Source organism: Agromyces sp. CCNWLW213, from assembly GCF_037199545.1.
Classification (GTDB): Bacteria; Actinomycetota; Actinomycetes; order Actinomycetales; family Microbacteriaceae; genus Agromyces.
This window is the reverse complement of record NZ_JBBBDX010000003.1, coordinates 206,259-222,575: the sequence shown is the minus strand read 5'-3', so window position 1 is coordinate 222,575 and position 16,317 is coordinate 206,259. Positions and strand designations below refer to the sequence as shown.

General features: G+C 73.8%; 15 protein-coding genes. 8 read left to right on the top strand and 7 right to left on the bottom strand.

From position 1 onward, the window contains the following. The first annotated feature begins 89 nt into the window (after positions 1-89). The 4 genes from WBQ80_RS08365 to WBQ80_RS08350 all read left to right on the top strand — a co-directional run bounded on the left by WBQ80_RS08365 (position 90) and on the right by WBQ80_RS08350 (position 4,649). Positions 90-2,708, top strand: coding sequence for a N,N-dimethylformamidase beta subunit family domain-containing protein (locus WBQ80_RS08365; RefSeq protein ID WP_336571695.1), 2,619 nt, complete (start codon positions 90-92; stop codon positions 2,706-2,708). A gap of 36 nt (positions 2,709-2,744) precedes the next feature. Continuing rightward, a complete protein-coding gene (locus WBQ80_RS08360; protein WP_336571696.1) occupies positions 2,745-3,227 on the top strand; it encodes a hypothetical protein in 483 nt (160 codons plus the stop codon). 29 nt (positions 3,228-3,256) lie between these two features. Beyond that, positions 3,257-3,883, top strand: coding sequence for an MSMEG_1061 family FMN-dependent PPOX-type flavoprotein (locus tag WBQ80_RS08355; protein WP_336571697.1), 627 nt, complete (start codon positions 3,257-3,259; stop codon positions 3,881-3,883). Between the two features lie 91 nt (positions 3,884-3,974). Then, entirely contained in the window at positions 3,975-4,649 is a 675-nt protein-coding gene (locus WBQ80_RS08350; RefSeq protein ID WP_336571698.1) for an SAM-dependent methyltransferase, read from the top strand. On the opposite strand, the gene WBQ80_RS08345 is transcribed toward WBQ80_RS08350, so the two are convergent. From WBQ80_RS08345 to WBQ80_RS08335, 3 genes are read right to left on the bottom strand one after another with little or no spacing between them, the layout of a single operon-like run. Then, positions 4,586-5,503 (bottom strand): ABC transporter permease, encoded by a 918-nt coding sequence (locus tag WBQ80_RS08345; RefSeq protein ID WP_336571699.1) that lies wholly within the window; start codon positions 5,501-5,503, stop codon positions 4,586-4,588. The two genes, WBQ80_RS08350 and WBQ80_RS08345, sit on opposite strands and share 64 nt — an antisense overlap. Continuing rightward, positions 5,490-6,470 (bottom strand): ABC transporter ATP-binding protein, encoded by a 981-nt coding sequence (locus WBQ80_RS08340; protein WP_336571700.1) that lies wholly within the window; start codon positions 6,468-6,470, stop codon positions 5,490-5,492. The genes WBQ80_RS08345 and WBQ80_RS08340 overlap by 14 nt, the downstream gene beginning before the upstream one ends. A gap of 10 nt (positions 6,471-6,480) precedes the next feature. Then, positions 6,481-7,791, bottom strand: coding sequence for a LolA family protein (locus tag WBQ80_RS08335; RefSeq protein WP_336571701.1), 1,311 nt, complete (start codon positions 7,789-7,791; stop codon positions 6,481-6,483). Positions 7,792-7,932: 141 nt separating this feature from the next. Between WBQ80_RS08335 and ggt the strand changes: the two genes are divergently transcribed. Then, positions 7,933-9,747 carry a gamma-glutamyltransferase gene (gene ggt, locus WBQ80_RS08330; RefSeq protein WP_336571702.1) on the top strand — a complete coding sequence of 605 codons (1,815 nt, stop codon included), beginning with the start codon at positions 7,933-7,935 and terminating at the stop codon, positions 9,745-9,747. 88 nt (positions 9,748-9,835) lie between these two features. On the opposite strand, the gene fgd is transcribed toward ggt, so the two are convergent. Genes fgd through cofE form a run of 4 tightly spaced genes read right to left on the bottom strand, consistent with a single transcriptional unit; the run spans position 9,836 to position 13,618 of the window. Further along, positions 9,836-10,861, bottom strand: coding sequence for a glucose-6-phosphate dehydrogenase (coenzyme-F420) (gene fgd, locus WBQ80_RS08325; RefSeq protein ID WP_336571703.1), 1,026 nt, complete (start codon positions 10,859-10,861; stop codon positions 9,836-9,838). Continuing rightward, on the bottom strand, positions 10,858-11,787 hold the full coding sequence (locus WBQ80_RS08320; RefSeq protein WP_336571704.1) for a 2-phospho-L-lactate guanylyltransferase: 930 nt from the start codon (positions 11,785-11,787) through the stop codon (positions 10,858-10,860). Before WBQ80_RS08320 ends, fgd begins: the two co-directional genes overlap by 4 nt. Next, positions 11,784-12,782: a TIGR03557 family F420-dependent LLM class oxidoreductase gene (locus WBQ80_RS08315; RefSeq protein ID WP_336571705.1), complete on the bottom strand. Its 999-nt coding sequence runs from the start codon at positions 12,780-12,782 to the stop codon at positions 11,784-11,786. Before WBQ80_RS08315 ends, WBQ80_RS08320 begins: the two co-directional genes overlap by 4 nt. Before the next feature lie 53 nt (positions 12,783-12,835). Beyond that, the gene (gene cofE / locus WBQ80_RS08310) at positions 12,836-13,618 is read right to left on the bottom strand and encodes a coenzyme F420-0:L-glutamate ligase (protein WP_442892691.1); all 783 of its coding nucleotides are present in this window, start codon (positions 13,616-13,618) and stop codon (positions 12,836-12,838) included. A gap of 104 nt (positions 13,619-13,722) precedes the next feature. Here cofE and WBQ80_RS08305 point away from each other — a divergent pair, with 104 nt between their 5' ends. From WBQ80_RS08305 to WBQ80_RS08295, 3 genes are all read left to right on the top strand, one after another. Next, on the top strand, positions 13,723-14,094 hold the full coding sequence (locus WBQ80_RS08305) for a hypothetical protein (RefSeq protein ID WP_336571706.1): 372 nt from the start codon (positions 13,723-13,725) through the stop codon (positions 14,092-14,094). Between the two features lie 55 nt (positions 14,095-14,149). Further along, positions 14,150-14,662 carry a DUF6328 family protein gene (locus WBQ80_RS08300; protein ID WP_336571707.1) on the top strand — a complete coding sequence of 171 codons (513 nt, stop codon included), beginning with the start codon at positions 14,150-14,152 and terminating at the stop codon, positions 14,660-14,662. Between the two features lie 98 nt (positions 14,663-14,760). After that, complete coding sequence (locus WBQ80_RS08295) at positions 14,761-16,281, top strand: cell wall-binding repeat-containing protein (protein ID WP_336571708.1); 1,521 nt, start codon at positions 14,761-14,763, stop codon at positions 16,279-16,281. Positions 16,282-16,317: the final 36 nt, after the last annotated feature.

Genomic DNA, 16,317 nt, shown 5'->3' with positions numbered 1-16,317 from the left:
CGTGTTCCGCGGGGGCCTAGGGTGCACAGGACCGAACCTCGTCGAGCGATCGACATCCGCGCGTTCAGCGCACCCCAATGGAGGAACCTATGGGTCTCAGGACCGCCCGCGCGCTCGTCGTCGCCGCCCTCACGGTGTCCCTTGCGCACGCGGGCCTCGCCGCTCCGGCCGCCCAGGCCGAGCCCGTCCCCGCTGCCGCGCCCGCGGCATCCGCGACCGCCGTGGCGGCCGCCGCGCTTCCGGACACGACCAACCCCGTGGTCCTCGAGAACCGCAAGCCGGGCTCGTCCGCGTGGCGGATCCCCGCGGCCGGCAAGCAGATCGGCGCCGACACGACGAGCCCCATCAAGGGCTTCATGTCCGCGACGAGCATCGACGTGGGCGAGTCGATCGACCTGAAGGTCAGCGTCGCGAGCGCCGGCGAGTTCGAGTACTCCGTGTTCCGCATGGGCTGGTACCAGGGGCACGGCGGTCGGCTCATCACCAAGGGGACGGCGCCGGGCATCAAGCAGCCCGCGTGCCAGACGAACACGAGCACGGGGATGCTGACCTGCCCCTGGTCGACGACCCTCACGTTCGACACCGACGAGGAGTGGATGTCCGGCATCTACCTCGTCGTCCTCACCAAGGGGCAGTACCAGAACTGGGCGCAGTTCGTCGTCCGCGACGACGCCCAGCAGGACGCCGTCGTCGCCATGCTGCCCGTCAACACGATGCAGGCCTACAACAGCTATCCGGAGGGCGCCGGCAAGAGCCTCTACGAGTTCAACTCCTCCGGCGCGAAGACCGTCGCCGGCACGACGCGGGCCGTCAAGGTCAGCTTCGACCGGCCGTACGCGTGGTCGGGCGTGAGCCACAAGATCTGGGAGCCGGTGTGGACGGGGGCCTACCTCGAGTCCCGCGGCTGGCCGGTGAAGTACGTGACGAACGCCGACCTCGACCGCGACCCGTCGATCCCGCTCGGCCAGAGGGCCATGCTCTCGGTCGGCCATGACGAGTACTGGACCGGCGCGATGTACACCGCGGCCGAGCAGGCCCGCGACGCGGGGGTCGACCTCTCCTTCCTGGGCGGCAACTCGGTCTTCTGGCAGGTGCGGTACGAGCCGTCCGCCGCCGGGGTCGACCGCCGTGTCGTCGTCAGCTACAAGAACGCCTCGATCGACCCGGTGACCACGCTCGCCGACGAGACGATCCTCTTCCGCAGCACGGGACGCGCCGAACAGCGGCTCGTGGGGGTGCAGTACGACGACCCGCACGGCGAGACGCGCGCCAACGCGGCCTGGGTCGTGCAGAACCCGTCCCACTGGGCCTACCGCGGCACCGGACTCGTGGCGGGATCCCGCCTGGCGAACCTCGTCGGCGGCGAGGTCGACAAGTACATGTCGAACTTCCCGGCCCCCAGCGCGACGTCGCGGACGCTCCTCGCCCGGTCGCCGTTCGTCGACGTCCACGGCCACTCCGGCATCGCGGAGTCGTGGATGTACAAGGCCCCGTCGGGCGCGAACGTGTTCAGCGCCGGCACCTGGCGCATCAACCAGGCGCTCGGGGGCGTCGCCGGGTACGACAACCCGTGGATCCGCACCGTCATGGGCAACGTCATCGCGAGGGCGAGCGACTTCGAGCTCTCGGCCGACTTCGCCCGCGACAGCGGCAGCGATCGCTACGAGACCGCTGTGCTGGTCTCCCGCCGTCACTTCGAGGCGACCGGCGGCACGGTCGTCGTCGCGACGGGCAGCGACTTCCCCGACGCGCTCAGCGCGACGCCGGTGACGCGCGGCGAGGGACCGATCCTGCTGGTCAAGGGCGACGAGGTGCCGGCCGTCGTCCGCGACGAGCTCACGCGCCTGGCCCCGTCGAAGGTGATCATCGCCGGTTCGGCGGCCGTGGTGAGCGACGCCGTCGCCGCCGAGATCGAGACGCTGACGGGAGCGACCGTGGAGCGCCGCGGCGGCGCCGACCGGTACGCGACGGCCGCGGAGCTGTCGAAGGGCGCCTTCGAACCGGGGGTTCCGGTCGCCTACGTGGCCACGGGACTCAACTTCCCCGACGCGTTGGCCGCGGGGTCGGCCGGCGCCGCCCTCGGCGGCCCCGTCCTGCTCAACAAGGGCGACACCCTGCAGACGCCGACCCTCGCCGAGCTGCAGCGCCTGCAGCCGCAGCGCATCGTCGTGGCGGGCAGCGCCGCAGTCGTCAGCGAGAGCGTGCTCACCCAACTGCGGTCGCTCGCGCCCGAGGTCGTCCGGCTCGCCGGGCAGGATCGCTACGAGACGTCGCGCGCCATCACCCGCGACCTGCGCGGCCCGTCCGAAGCCCCGACGGCCTACCTGGCGACCGGCCTCGACTTCCCCGACGCGCTGGCCGCCGCGCCCGCCGTGGCGTCGTCCGGCGGGGTCCTCGTGCTCGTGAGCAACGCGCTCGGCGCGGGCGCCGCGGAGGAGATCGTGCGCAACCGGGTCTCGCAGGTCATCGCGGTCGGCAGCGCCGCCGTGGTGTCCAACGCGGTGATCAGCCAGGCCAAGGCGCTGTTCGACGTCGTCGACGGAGCCGGGGCGAAGATGGCTCCCGCACCGACCGAGGGCGCGGCACCGCCGCCCGAGGCGCCGACCGCCCCTGCGCCCGCGCCGTCGCCGGTGAGCCCGGAGGAGGCCGAGCCGAAGATCGACACGTCGCACGACCCCGTATGGATGCTCAAGCGCAACGGCGGTTGATCCGCTCCCATGGACCTCGGGCGTAGCCTGAGGTCCATGGGACGGCTGAGCGACAACCGGCGGACACTCCTCGAGTCGGTCGCCGAGGAGTTCTTGCACAACTCCCGGCAGGGGCGGCGCCTCGTCGCGGTCGAGGGAGCATCGGATGCGCCGGCCGCGCGCTTCGCGGACGACCTGGCGACCGTCCTCGGCGAGCGCGGGCAGCCCGCGGTGCGCGTCTCGGTCGGCGACATCGACGAGGCGACGCTCCGCAGCGGCACCGTCGAGCCGTTCCGGGCTGGCACGCTGCCCGGCGCGGAGGGCGACGACACGGTGCTCGTCGTCGACGGACGCCGCCTGCTGAACGACGCGGTCCGCGGGATCTGGCACTTCACGGTGTGGACCCTGGCGGGCGACGAGCTCCCCCACGCGGGCGTGAACGTCGACGTCGACGTGACCGCGGAGGATTCGCCCAAGCGCTACTTCTACGACCTCTGCAAGCTCCCGCCGAGCATCGGCGAGCGCCGCGCCGTCTCCTGACGTCGGCGGCCGGGGTGCAGGATGGTGGCATGAGCGCACGCGGCATCCCGGTCACGACCGCCGACGAGCTCGAGGCGATCGTCGGCACGCCGATCCCGCGCGTCGCCGAGAAGACGCGCGACCGGCTGCACGAGGTCGACCGGGAATGGCTCGCCGCGGCATCCCTCGCCGTCGTGGCGACGAGCGACGAGCACGGCCGGCTCGACGTCTCCCCGAAGGGCGATCCGGCGGGGTTCGCCCTCGTGCTCGACGACACCACGATCGCGGTGCCGGAACGGCCCGGCAACCGGCGGGCCGACGGGTTCCACAACATCCTCCGCAATCCGCGGGTCGGGCTGCTGTTCGCGGTCCCCGGCCGGGGCGACACCCTCCGCATCAACGGTCGCGCGACGATCGTGCGCGACGCACCGTTCCTCGACGGGATGGCGGTGAGGGGGCATCGGCCGCAGCTCGCCCTCGTGGTCGACGTCGAGGAGGTCTTCTTCCACTGCTCGAAGGCGTTCCTGCGCTCGCGGGCGTGGGACCCGGAGACGTGGCAGCCCGACGCCGTGCGTCGCCGCGCGCTCATCGCGAAGGCCATCGAGCAGCCGGCGGCCGAGCTCGCCGAGCTCGACGCGTACTACGGCCCGTCGTACGCCGAGCGGATCTACCGATGAGCGTCGAGGGGGACCGGCGTGAGGTGGGTCGCGTGAGGGTCATCGCGAGCCTCGCGTCCAGGGCTCACGACGGCGCGGGGCTGCGCGACGCATGACCTCCGTCCCCGACCGCGTGCGCTGGGCGATCGACGTGCTCGCCCCGCGGCGGGGCGAGCGGCTCCTCGACATCGGCTCCGGGACGGGCGCCTCGGTCGAGCTCCTGTGCGAGGCCGTGTCGACGGATGCCGCGGGCCGCCCGCCGATCGTCGCGATCGACCGGTCGGCGGCCGCCGTGGAACGGATCCGGGAGCGGGTCGCCGGCACCGCGGCATCCGGGGCCGTCGAGGTGGTGCTGACCCCGCTCGCCGGACTCGATCCGTCGCTCGGCCCGTTCGATGCGGCGATCGGGGTGAACGTCAACGTGTTCTGGACCTCCGCCGCCCTGCCCGAGCTGCGCGCACTCGCCGGCGCAGTCCGACCGGGAGGCCGCCTGTTGGTGGCGTACGGCATCGGGCCGGTCCCCCTCGCCGACGCCGGACACCTCGACGGGGTCGAGGCCGCGATCCGGGCGACGCCGTGGTTCCGCGTGCGCGAGCGCCTCGAGGCGGAGCACGGGTCGGGCGTGCTCGCCGAGCGCACCGAGGTCGCGGAGGACATCGGACGCGCGGGAGGAGCCTTCGCCCGGAGTCGCCCGCCCGAGCCCGCGATCTCCTCTCGCGGCGCCTACGACAGGATGTCGCGCGTCGCGAACCGCCACGCCGCGAGCCCGCCGAACACCGCGACGTAGGCGGCCTGCACGAGCGCGTTCTCGCCGAACGACGCCCACGACGGCGGCGAGCGGAGCAGGTCGGCGAAGTCGAACCACCGGTCGGTGAACAGGAACGGGTGGAGCCACTCGAGCTGGGGGATCGCGCCGGCGATCTGCGCGGCGACCGCGAGGATCGCCGTGGCCGCCATGGCGCCGACCGGCACGACGGTCAGCGTCGAGGCGAAGAGTCCGATCGCCGAGAGCCCGAGCATCGACACGGCGACGTAGGCGCCGATCGCGAGGAAGCGCAGCAGCCCCTCGCCGACCGCGATCTGCCCGCCGGAGAGCAGCGTGACCGGCCCCACGGGGAACAGCACCCACCCGACGATCGTGCCCACCGCCACGACGGTGAGCGCGGCGGCGAGGCAGAACGCCGCGGCGACGAGGTACTTCACGACGAGCAGGCGCATGCGGCCGGCCGGGGCGATCACGAGGTAGCGCAGCGTGCCGAGGCTCGCATCGCCCGCGATCGCGTCGCCCGAGACGACGGCGATCGTGAGCGGGAGGAACAGCGGCGTCGCCACGACGAGGGCCGTCACCCCGACGAAGAGGCCGTTCCCCGCGATCTGGTCGAGGAACGCCGGTCCGCGACCGGGCCCGGCGGGACCGGCCAGGCGGATGGCGATGCCGATGAGGACCGGGATGAGCCCGAGCGCGGCGAGCATGGCCCACGTGCGCCAGCGCCGGAAGAGGGTGACGAGCTCCGAGGCGAGCAACGACAGCCCGATCCCGGGGCGGGCCGCGCCGAGCGAACGGGCCGGACGCTCGGCCGTCCGGATCGCCGCGGGCGCCTCTGGCGCCTCAGGCGCCTCAGGCGCCTCAGGCGACGACATCGAACCCCTCCCCCGTGAGCTCGACGAAGCGCTGCTCGAGGCTCGTGCGCCGCACCGCGAACCCCCGGACGCGCACGCCGTCGGCGACCAGCGCGGCCACGATCTCGTCCGGTGCGACCTCGCCGCGTTCGCCCGCGTCGCCGAGCAGCGCCGTCACGACGGCGTCGGACGGCCCCGCCTCGGCGTCGAGTGCCGCGTCCGCGGCATCCGTCACCAGGCCCAGCCGCGCGAGCGTGCCCCGCGCCCGCCCCGGATCGGGCGTCACGACCTCGATGCGCGACTCCCCGGACCGGCGGAACTCCTCGAGCGTGCCCTGGGCGACGAGCCGCCCGGCGCTCATCACTCCGACGTGCGTGCAGAGCTGCTCGACCTCGGCGAGCAGGTGGCTCGAGACGAACACGGTCGTGCCGTCCGCCGCGAACGAGCGGATGAGCGAGCGGACCTCGCGCGTGCCCTGCGGGTCGAGGCCGTTCGTCGGTTCGTCCAGCACCAGCAGGTCGCGCGGCATGAGCAGGGCGTTCGCGAGCCCGAGCCGCTGCTTCATGCCGAGCGAGTACGCGCCCGCCTTCTTGCGCGCCGCGTGCGAGAGCCCGACGCGGTCGAGCGCGACCGCGACCCGGGCCGCCCGGGTGGCCGGCGGCGCGTGGCGGTCGGCGGCGTCGAAGCGGCGCAGGTTCGCCGCGCCCGAGAGGAACGGCGCGAACGCGGGGCCCTCGACGAGCGCGCCGACCCGCGGGAGCACGTCGTGCAGCGCGCGCGGCATGTCGCCGCCGAGCACGCGCGCGCCGCCGGCCGTCGCGCCGACGAGGCCCAGCAGCATCCGGATCGTCGTGGTCTTGCCCGAGCCGTTCGGGCCCAGGAAGCCGAACACCGACCCCCGCGGCACGGCGAGGTCGATGCCGTCGACGGCGGTCTGCGCGCGGAAGCGCTTGGTGAGCCCGTGCGTCTCGATCGCGAGCTCGGTCACCGGCGTCCCGTCAGCGACCCGACGCGGCGTACTCGACGAGCGTGTCGACGGGAACCGAACCGGCGAGCACGCGCCCGTCGTCGGTGATGAGCACCGACAGGAGCGAGGTCTGCAGCGCCCGGCCGCCGTCGACCGGGGTCGTCAGGGCCTCGAAGGCGTCGGATGCCTCGGCGAGCTGCTCCTCGCTCGGGCCGGCGGCCGCGGCGCCGGCACCACCCTCGGCCTCGGCCGCGTGCTCGCCGAGCGCCTGCATGGCCGCGGCGGCGTCGAGCTCGACGACGGTCGCCCAGCCCTCGCCGTGCACGACGGGCTCGGGCAGGTCGCCGGGCGCGTCGGGGGCGGCACCGTCGTCGCCCTCGGCGCGCGTCTCGGCGTCGGCCTTCCACTGCGCCCACTCCTCGGCGGTCGGGACGGGGAGCTCCTCCTCGGTGACCGCGAACCCGTCGGCCGGCTCGAACGCGAACACCGAGGCATCGGGCGCGGCGAACGACACGTCGGTGAAGCCGGTCGAGAACGCGGGCTCGATCGCACCCCGAGCGGTGACGGATGCCGCGAGCGCGGCGCCGTTCTCGCCGTCGACGGCCACGCGGATCTCGCCGATGAGGGTCTCGTCGGTCCGCGGCTCGAGCACGAGCTCGTACGCGTCGCGCCCGGCCACGCGCCCGTCGGCGCCCACGGACACCTCGGTGGTCTCGTCGAGTCGCTCGAGCGCGCGGTCGAGCAGCTGCTGCGGGGTCGGCAGCTCCTCGCCGTCGGGGAGCTCGGCCTCGGCCTTCGCCTTCGCCTCGGCCGCGAGCCGGTCGGCCTCCGCCTCGAGATCCGCCTCGATGCCCTCGAGGTCGGCATCGTCCGGCACGGTGAGCCGTGTGGCGGTCTCGGTCTCGGAGTCGACGAACCACGCCTCGTCGGGGCCGAGGTAGACGTTCCGCTCCGCCATCCGGTCGAGCACCTGCAGGCGTGCCAGGTCGCCGTCGAGGTAGACGTTCGCGTCGAAGCTGCCGGTCGCGAGTGCGAGCAGCTCGTCGAGCCCGGCGGACGCCGCGGCATCCGACCCGTAGTCGTCGTCGTCCCCGCCGCCGGTCAACCCGCCCAGGCCGGGCAGCCCGAGTTCGGACCGCTGCTCGATGGTCCCCGACAGCGCGTCGACGTCGCTCGACTCGGCGAACTCGATGAGCTCCTCGACGGTCTTGTCGGGCAGGTCGACCGCGGCGGTCGCCTGCAGGGGCACGAGGACCGCGGCCGTGACGGCGACGGGCACGCCGATCGCCGGCACGAGGACGCGGGCACGGAATCGGGACGGCCCGCCGGTGCGTGGGCTCATGCCATCAGGCTACGCCTGCGGGGGACGGCGCGACCGGTCGCGCGGCGAACCCACAGGATCCCGGCGCGCGACGGTTGCCGCGGCTGCGGGACGGGTCTAGGGTGCGGACCACTGTCGTCACCAGTTCGGGGGGTCTGTCTCATGGTCGAGCTCGTCCATCGGCGGTCCGTGATCCGCGGATCCGCCCTCGCCCTCGCGGCGGCCGTGTCGTTCGGGAGTGCCGCCGTCGCGACGCCGGCCGACGCCGTCGCAGCCGGCCGACCCGCGCCGCCGGCACCGTCCACCTCGACGGGATACGGCGGCGCCGTGTCGTCCGTCGACGCCGAGGCCAGTCGCGTCGGGCTCGAGGTGCTGCGCAAGGGGGGCAACGCGGCCGACGCCGCGGTCGCCACCGCGGCGGCGCTGGGCGTCACCGAACCGTACAGCGCCGGCATCGGCGGCGGCGGATACTTCGTGCACTTCGACGCCGAGACCGGCGAGGTCACCACGATCGACGGCCGTGAGACGGCGCCGGCGGGCATGGAGAGCGACGCGTTCATCGATCCCGCCACCGGCACGCCGTACGCGTTCGACGACGCCGTCTCGTCGGGCCTCTCGGTGGGCGTGCCCGGCACGGTCGCGACGTGGGAGGCGGCGCTCGACGAGTACGGCACGCGGTCGCTGAAGGACCTGCTGAAGCCGTCCATCCTGCTCGCCACCCGCGGGTTCACGGTCGACGAGACCTTCGTGGCGCAGACCGCGGCGAACCAGGCGCGGTTCTCGCAGTTCCCGGCCACCGCCGACCTGTTCCTGCCCGGCGGCGCCCCGCCCGCGGTCGGCTCCACGTTCCGCAACCCGGACCTCGCGAAGACGCTCCGGGAGATCGCGCTCCGCGGCACCGATGCGTTCTACGAGGGCGCGATCGCCGACGAGATCGCCGCGCTCGTGCAGGAGCCGGCCACGGTCGAGGACCGCGAGCTCCCCGCCTACCCCGGCTTCATGACGGCCGAGGACCTCGACGACTACGAGGTGCTCTTCCAGGACCCGACGCACGTCGAGTACCGCGGCCTCGACGTCTTCGGCATGGCGCCGTCGTCGTCGGGCGGCACGACCGTCGGCGAGTCGCTCAACATCCTCGAGAACTTCGACCTGTCGGCGGATGACGCGGGGCAGGCGCTGCACCTCTACTTCGAGGCCACGGCCCTGGCGTTCGCCGACCGACGCGAGTACGTCGGCGATCCCGCATTCGTCGACGTGCCGACCGAGACGCTGCTCAGCCAGGAGTTCGCGGACTCGCGCGCGTGCGAGATCGACCCGCAGCAGGCCCTGCCGAAGCCCGTCGCGGCGGGCGACCTGGATGCGACCGGGTGCGAGGCGGCGGCGGCCGCGGCATCCGGCGACCGGGGCGTCTCGACCACGCACCTGTCGGTCGTCGACCGCTGGGGCGACGCCGTCGCGTACACGCTCACGATCGAGCAGACCGGCGGATCGGGCATGACCGTGCCCGGCCGGGGGTTCATCCTGAACAACGAGCTGACCGACTTCAACTTCGCGCCCGCCTTCCCGGGCGACCCGAACACCGTCGAGCCCGGCAAGCGGCCCCGTTCGTCGATGTCGCCCACGATCGTGCTCGACGACGGCGAGGTGCGCTACGTGGTCGGCTCGCCGGGCGGCTCGATGATCATCACCACCGTGACGCAGGTGCTGCTGAACCGCATCGATCTCGGCATGTCGCTGCCCGAGGCGGTGGCGGCGCCGCGCGCGTCGCAACGGAACACGGCGGCGGTCTCGGCCGAGGCGGCGTTCCGCGCGGCGTACGAGACCGAGCTCGCGGCGTACGGTCACACGTTCGTCACCGCGGCGGAGATCGGCGCGGTCGCGGCGATCGAGGTCGATCCCGACGGACTCATGACCGCGGCGGCCGAACCGGTGCGCCGCGGGGGCGGCACGGGGCTGGTGCTCGAACCGGCGGAGTGATCCCCCTCGTGGTCGGTTCGCTCTGTCGGGCCGTATCGAGACCCGGCGTCCGGGGTCTCGATACGGCCCGCGGCGCGGGCGGCGGCGGTCAGACGCCGGCGCGGGCGCGCAGCCGCGGCGCGAGGTCGCGCTCGAACAGCTCCAGGAAGCGGCGCTGGTCGTGGCCGGGCGCGTGGAACACGAGGTGGTTGAAGCCCCAGTCGATGTACTGGCCGATCTCGTCGACGACGTCGTCGGGGTCGGTGCCGACGATCCACCGCCCGGCGATCTCCTCGATCGGCAGCGCGTCCGCCGCCTGCTCCATCTCGACGGGGTCGGTGATGTCGTGCTTCTGCTGCTTCGAGAGCGACAGCGGCGACCAGAAGCGGCAGTTGTCGAGGGCGTCGTCCTCGTCCTCCTCGTACGACAGCTTGATCTCGATCATCCGGTCGATGGCGTCGTAGTCGCGCTTGCCGGCCTCGGCGCCCTCCTTGACCGCGGGGATGAGCTGGTCGACGTAGAGCTCGGGGCCCTTGCCCGACGTGCAGATGAACCCGTCGCCTGCGCGGCCGGCGTACTTGGCCACGGTCGGTCCGCCGGCCGCGATGTAGACGGGCACGCCGCCCTCCGGCTTGTCGTAGATCGACGCGTCGTGCGTGGAGTAGTACTCGCCCTCGAAGTTGACCCGCTCGCCGTTCCAGAGCGCGCGCATGAGCCGCACCGACTCGCGCAGGCGCGCGAATCGCTCCCGGAACTCCGGCCACTCCTGCTCGCCGGCACCTCGGAACCCGGTCGCGACCTCGTTGAGCGCCTCCCCGGTGCCGAAGCCCGCGATGACGCGGTCGGGGTACATGACCCCGAGCGACGCGAAGGCCTGCGCGAGCACGGCGGGGTTGTACCGGAACGTCGGCGTCATGACGCTCGTGCCGATCTTCACCGTCGAGGTCCGCTCGCCCACCGCGGCCATCCACGTCAGCGAGAACGGCGCGTGCCCGCCCGTGTGCCGCCAGGGCTGGAAGTGGTCGCTGGTCCACACGGATTCCATGCCGTGGGCCTCGGCCGCGACGGCGATCTCGACGAGCTCGCGCGGATCGAACTGCTCGGCACTGGCCTTGTATCCGAGGGTCAGGGTCACGATGCTGCCTTCCTGTCTGCGCCGGCCGTCGGGGCCGGCGGTTCGAACGGATGCCGCGGTCCGGGGGCTGCGGCGGAGATGTCGCGGACGACGGTGGCGGTGCGCGGGCCGGCGCCGAGCGCGACGGCCTCGCGGAGCTCGGACGCCGTGTCGACGTCGCGTCGCAGCCGCGGTGCGATCGCGGTCGGATGCTCGGCGACCAGGTCGGCGAAGCCCGCGGCGGCGTGGCGGGCGGCCGAATCGGCGCCGAAGTGCGCGACGAGCGGCTCACCCCGCCGGGCCGTCGCGAGGGTCGTCCCGGCGCCCTCGGCGTCGGGCACGAAGGCGAGCGGATGCCGCGCCGCGGCCTCGAGCGCGGCGTCGAGGTCCGTCGCCCGCACGCTCGGCAGGTCGCCGAGCAGCACCGCCACCGCGACGGGGTCCGCGTCGCCGGCATCCCGTGCGGAGGCCGCGCGTTCCGGACCGGCGGATGCCTGCCTCCGACCGCGAGATCCCGGCGCCTGGGTGCGGGCCACGGCGACGCCGTGCGCGATGGCCGCGCCGAGGCCGCGCGGCCCCACCTCGGGCACCACCTCGACCCCGGGCATCTCGCGCAGTGCACCCTCGATCGCGGGCTCGTCGGACACGACGACCACGCGCGCCACGAGCTCCGCCCCGGCGGCGGCCTCGATCGTGTCGAGGGCGAACGCGCGCGCGAGTGCGGCGCGCTCCGGCGGCGACAGCTCGGGAGCGAGCCGCGTCTTCGCGCCGGTCAGCGACTTCACGGGCACGACGACCGTCCATCGCGTGGCATCCGCTCGCAGGGGGTCGATCGCAATGGCGGAGGATGACGCACGCTCGGGAGGGCGGGACCCCGCGATCGCACCTCCCGTGCGCGCGAACTCCTCCGGCGGCAGCGAGCCGGCACCGGCCGGACCCCGGCTCATGCCCGCAGCCCGGGCAGGACGTCGCGGCCGAACACCTCGAGGAACTCGGCCTGGTTGCGGCCCACGTTGTGCAGGTAGACGCGGTCGAAGCCGAGGTCGAGATGGCGCTGGATGTGCGCGCGGTGCCGGTCGGGGTCGGCGGAGACGAGCATGCGGCCCTCGAAGTCCTCGGGCCGTACGATCCGGGCGAGCTGCTCGAACTCGAACGGCGAGCGGATGTCGCTGCGGGAGAAGCGCATCCCGCCGATGGGCCACTCGGCGAGGGCGTTCCGCATGGCCTCCTCGTCGGTCGGCGCCCACGACACGTGCAACTGCAGCACCCGGGGCAGGCCGCCCGGGTCGCGGCCGGACTCGCGCGCGCCCTCCGCGAACCGCGCGACGAGGGCGGCGAGCCGGTCGTAGGGCGCCCCCGTCGTGATGAGCCCGTCGGCGACCCTGCCCGCGCGGCGGGCGGTGACCGGTCCCGCCGTGGCGACGAGGATGGGCGGCGCGACCTGCGGCATGGTCCACAGCCGGGTGGTCTCGAGTCGGAAGTGCGGTCCGTGGTGGCGCACCTCACGGCCGGCGAGGGACGCCGTGAAGAGCTTGCGGATGACCTCGACCGCCTCGAACATCCGGGCGATGCGCTCGTGGGCCTCGGGCCAGTACTCGCCGACGACGTGCTCGTTGAGGGCCTCGCCCGATCCGATGCCGAGCCAGTGCCGCCCGGGGTACATCGACGCGAGCGTCGCGCTGGCCTGCGCGACGACAGCCGGGTGCGTGCGGAAGGTGGGTGTGGTCACGCCCGGGCCGAAGTCCCCGGCGGTGCGGGCGCCGACCGCTCCGAGCACGCTCCAGACGTGCCCCGACTGCCCCTGCTGCGGCAGCCAGGGCTGGAAGTGATCGGTGGCCATGACCCCGCTGAAGCCGTGCCGCTCGGCCAGTTCGGCGTAGGCGATCGCCTCGGACGGAGCGAACTGCTCGAGCATCGCGGCGTAGCCGATTCGGACTGGCACCCCTCCATCCTGCCCCGCCGCGGGGCCGCGGGCACCCGATCGGGCGGATCCGCTCACGCCCCGCGCAGCGGCCCCTCCGCCTGCGCCTCGTCGAATCCCGCACGGTACCCCTCGTCGTACGCTTCCTCGGCGCCCTGGCGGAACAGGTCGCGGTCGGCGGGCCGGACGATCGACCGCGCGCCCGGCAGGTCGAGGTCGCCCACGAGGCGACCGAGTCCGCGCACGACGGCGACGGGCACCCCCGCCGCCTTGCCCTTCACGAGCTCGGCCGCCCCTGCCAGCTCGTCGGCGACGCACGGCATGGTCACGGCGAGCGGCTTGCCCGCGGCATCCGTCTGGCCCCTGAGGTCGTCGAACACGTGCACGCCGGCCGCGCCGATCGCGATGTCGGTCTGGCCCTCGCGCCACGGGCGGCCCAGCGTGTCGGAGAGCAGGACTCCGACGCGCGCACCGGTCAACGCGCGGATGCCGGTGGCGAGCGCGCGCGCGGACGCGTCGGGATCGACCGGCAGCAGCAGCACGGTGCCCTCGGGAGCGTTCGAGGCGTCGACGCCCGCGGCCGCGCCGATCACGCCCAGGCGATTCTCGACGATGCGGGTGACGAAGTCGCCGGTGCGGCGGGTGGCGACCACGCGCACCGTCTCGTCGGTGATGGCCTGCTCACGGTCGTCGGCGCGCACGACGCGACCCTCGGCCTTCGAGACGATCTTCGAGGTCACGACGAGGATGTCGCCGTCGGCGAGCGGTTCGTCCAGCGCGCCGACGATCAGCGCCGCGAGGTCGACGCCCGCCGTGATCTCGGGCAGCCCCTCGACGCCCTCGATGCTGTACCGCACGCGCACCCCTTCCACCGGCCCTCCTCACATCTTGGCAGCAGGCGGCGGGCGCTGACAGACTGCGCTCGAGGCGCGCGAGCGGCGGGCGCTGCGGGAGGTGGCCCATGACCGGCACGGCGGCACCCGGACGGCGTCCGGTGATCGTGTGGGACCTCGTGCTCACGATCGTCCTGCTCGTCCTCATGGTCGGGGGCGGACTGGTCCTGGCCGTCTTCGCCTTCCTCCTGCTCGCGTTCGGCGGCGACTCGTGCGGCGCGTCGTCGACGTGCGACTACGACGTCATGACGACGGGCGCCTTCACGGCGGTGGGCGGCGTCATCCTCGCCGGGCTCGCCGCGCTCCTCGGGGCGATCGTGGTGCTCGTGCTGCGGCGCATCGCGTTCTGGGTCCCGCTCGTCGGCATCGCGCTGATGATCGCGGCGTTCTGGATCGGCGCCTCGATCGCCGGCTCGGGCGTCCGCCCGATGTCGGGCTGACCCCGCCGTGGCAAGGGCCTGTCACGAGCGGATGCCCCGGCAGTAGCATCCGCTCATGACGTACGACTCCCCACGCGGCACGCTCCCCGACGACGGCGATCCGAACGAGATCCGGGACGAGACACCCGGCGAGCGACTCGACCGGAAGTGGCAGGACATCCTGCAGGAGCTGCGCGTGGTGATGACGGGCACGCAGCTCATCACGGGCTTCCTGCTCGCCGTGGTCTTCCAGCCCAAGTTCGCCGAGCTCGAGCGCTACGAGGTGAACCTGTACCTCGTCCTGGTCGTGCTCGCGACGATCTCGACCATGCTCGGGCTCGCGCCCGTCATCCTGCACCGCCAGCTCAGCGGGCAGAAGCAGAAGGAGCGCGTCGTGCGCCTCGCGAACGCGCTGCTGCTGACCCTGCTCGTGGTGGTGTCGCTCGTGGCGGCCGGCGTCGCGATGCTGATCTTCGACGTCGCGGTGAGCCGCCAGGCCGGGTGGGTCGCAGGCGTCGTCTCGCTCGTGCTGCTGCTCGTGTTCTGGATCGTGGTGCCGCGCATCGGCCGGCGCGAGCCCCGGGAGTGATGGCGGGGCGCGCGGCTCTGGCGTGAACCGGCCCGCCGCGCCTAGCATGGGCTGGCGGTCCGCCCGGGCTGCGCACCCCCGACCCCGAACGGACCCCCATGGCCCCTGCGCCCCCGGCCGGGATGCGTCGAGCCGCCGTGCTCGTCGCCTCCCTGGCCCTCCTCGCCAGCGGCATCGCGCCGGCCCACGCCGCCGAGCCCGCCCTCCCCGACGTCGCCCCGCCGCCCACGGCGAGCGAGGCGACCTCCGACGACGCCGCCTCGGGACTGCTCGCGCGTCCCGCCGAAGGCACGCCCGCCTCGTTCCTGTCGGGCTCCCCCGTCGCAGGCGAGGCGCGCGCGAAGTCGTTCTCCGCCGAGTCGTCCGACTCGTCGGCCGCGACCGCGACCGCGTCGATCAGCGGCACCATCACCCACTGGGCGAAGGGCGCCTCGCAGGGCGGCCTGCCCACGGGCGAGGCGCTGGCCGTGAAGTGGGATGACGCGAGCGGTGACTGGCTGGGATTCAGCGTCGCGCAGACCGACGCGTCGGGCGCGTACACGCTCGCGGGGCTGCCCGCGGGCGAGTACGTCGTGCTGGCCTACGACCTCGCCGCCGGCACCCCGCTGATCCCGGAGTTCTGGGAGGACGCGCAGCACGTGTCGTGGGCCAACGTCATCACGCTCGCCGACGGCGAGTCGTTCGACGGGGCGAACGAGGAGCTCGAGCCCCTGCAGAAGTGGCGCATCGCGGGCAAGGACCGCTACGAGACCGCGGTCCTCGCGTCGCAGACCGCCTTCGGCGAGGGGGTGCCGTGCGCGTTCATCGCCACCGGCGCCGACTTCCCCGACGCGCTCAGCGCCGGACCGGCCGCGGCGCACTGCGGCGGACCGCTGCTGCTCGTGCCCGGCACGACCATCCCCCCGATCGTCCTCGAGGAACTGCAGCGCCTCGCCCCGGAGCGCATCGTGATCGCGGGCAGCGCGGCCGTCGTCTCCTCGGGCGTCGAGTCGGCGCTGAAGGGCATCGCCCCCGTGACCCGCTACGCGGGCACCGACCGCTACGACACGTCCCGGAGGATCGTCGCGGGCGAGTTCGGCACCGCGCAGGCCGCGTGGGTCGCGACCGGCGCCAACTTCCCCGACGCGCTGTCGGCCAGCGGCGCCGCGGCGGCCGCCGACGTGCCGGTGCTGATCGTGCCGGGCTCGTCGTCGACGCTCGACGTCGCCTCGGCGAGCGCGCTCACGAAGCTCGGCGCCGTCGAGGTGGGCATCGCGGGAAGCGCCGCGGTCGTGTCGAACGGCATCCAGGCCGCGATCGGCAAGCTGTCCACGGCCCCGGAGGTCGTCCGCCTCGCGGGCGCCGACCGGTACTCGACGGCGCTCGCGATCGTCGAGTACGTCTGGACCGGCGACTGGGCGATCTACGGCTTCACCGCCAGCGGCTCGAACTTCCCGGATGCGCTCGCGGGAGCTCCCGTCGCGGGATGGCTGCAGGCGCCGCTGTACATCACCTCGGAGGCGTGCACGAGCGAGGGCATCCAGGCGCAGGTCGCCGCGCTCCAGATCGCGGACTTCTTCGTGCTCGGCAAGTACCAGCCGCTGTACTACGACTCGTGGGAGCCGTTCCGCTCCTGCTGATCGGCCCCGCGAACGACGGGCGCGCCTCCCTCGCGG

Coding starts and splice junctions, on each gene's coding strand:
- WBQ80_RS08295 (WP_336571708.1), top strand. CDS start 14,761: ATGGCCCCTGCGCCCCCGGCCGGGATGCGTCGAGCCGCCGTGCTCGTC.
- WBQ80_RS08320 (WP_336571704.1), bottom strand. CDS start 11,787: ATGAGCCGGGGTCCGGCCGGTGCCGGCTCGCTGCCGCCGGAGGAGTTC.
- ggt (WP_336571702.1), top strand. CDS start 7,933: ATGGTCGAGCTCGTCCATCGGCGGTCCGTGATCCGCGGATCCGCCCTC.
- WBQ80_RS08305 (WP_336571706.1), top strand. CDS start 13,723: ATGACCGGCACGGCGGCACCCGGACGGCGTCCGGTGATCGTGTGGGAC.
- WBQ80_RS08360 (WP_336571696.1), top strand. CDS start 2,745: ATGGGACGGCTGAGCGACAACCGGCGGACACTCCTCGAGTCGGTCGCC.
- WBQ80_RS08345 (WP_336571699.1), bottom strand. CDS start 5,503: ATGTCGTCGCCTGAGGCGCCTGAGGCGCCTGAGGCGCCAGAGGCGCCC.
- WBQ80_RS08335 (WP_336571701.1), bottom strand. CDS start 7,791: ATGAGCCCACGCACCGGCGGGCCGTCCCGATTCCGTGCCCGCGTCCTC.
- WBQ80_RS08365 (WP_336571695.1), top strand. CDS start 90: ATGGGTCTCAGGACCGCCCGCGCGCTCGTCGTCGCCGCCCTCACGGTG.
- WBQ80_RS08350 (WP_336571698.1), top strand. CDS start 3,975: ATGACCTCCGTCCCCGACCGCGTGCGCTGGGCGATCGACGTGCTCGCC.
- WBQ80_RS08355 (WP_336571697.1), top strand. CDS start 3,257: ATGAGCGCACGCGGCATCCCGGTCACGACCGCCGACGAGCTCGAGGCG.
- WBQ80_RS08300 (WP_336571707.1), top strand. CDS start 14,150: ATGACGTACGACTCCCCACGCGGCACGCTCCCCGACGACGGCGATCCG.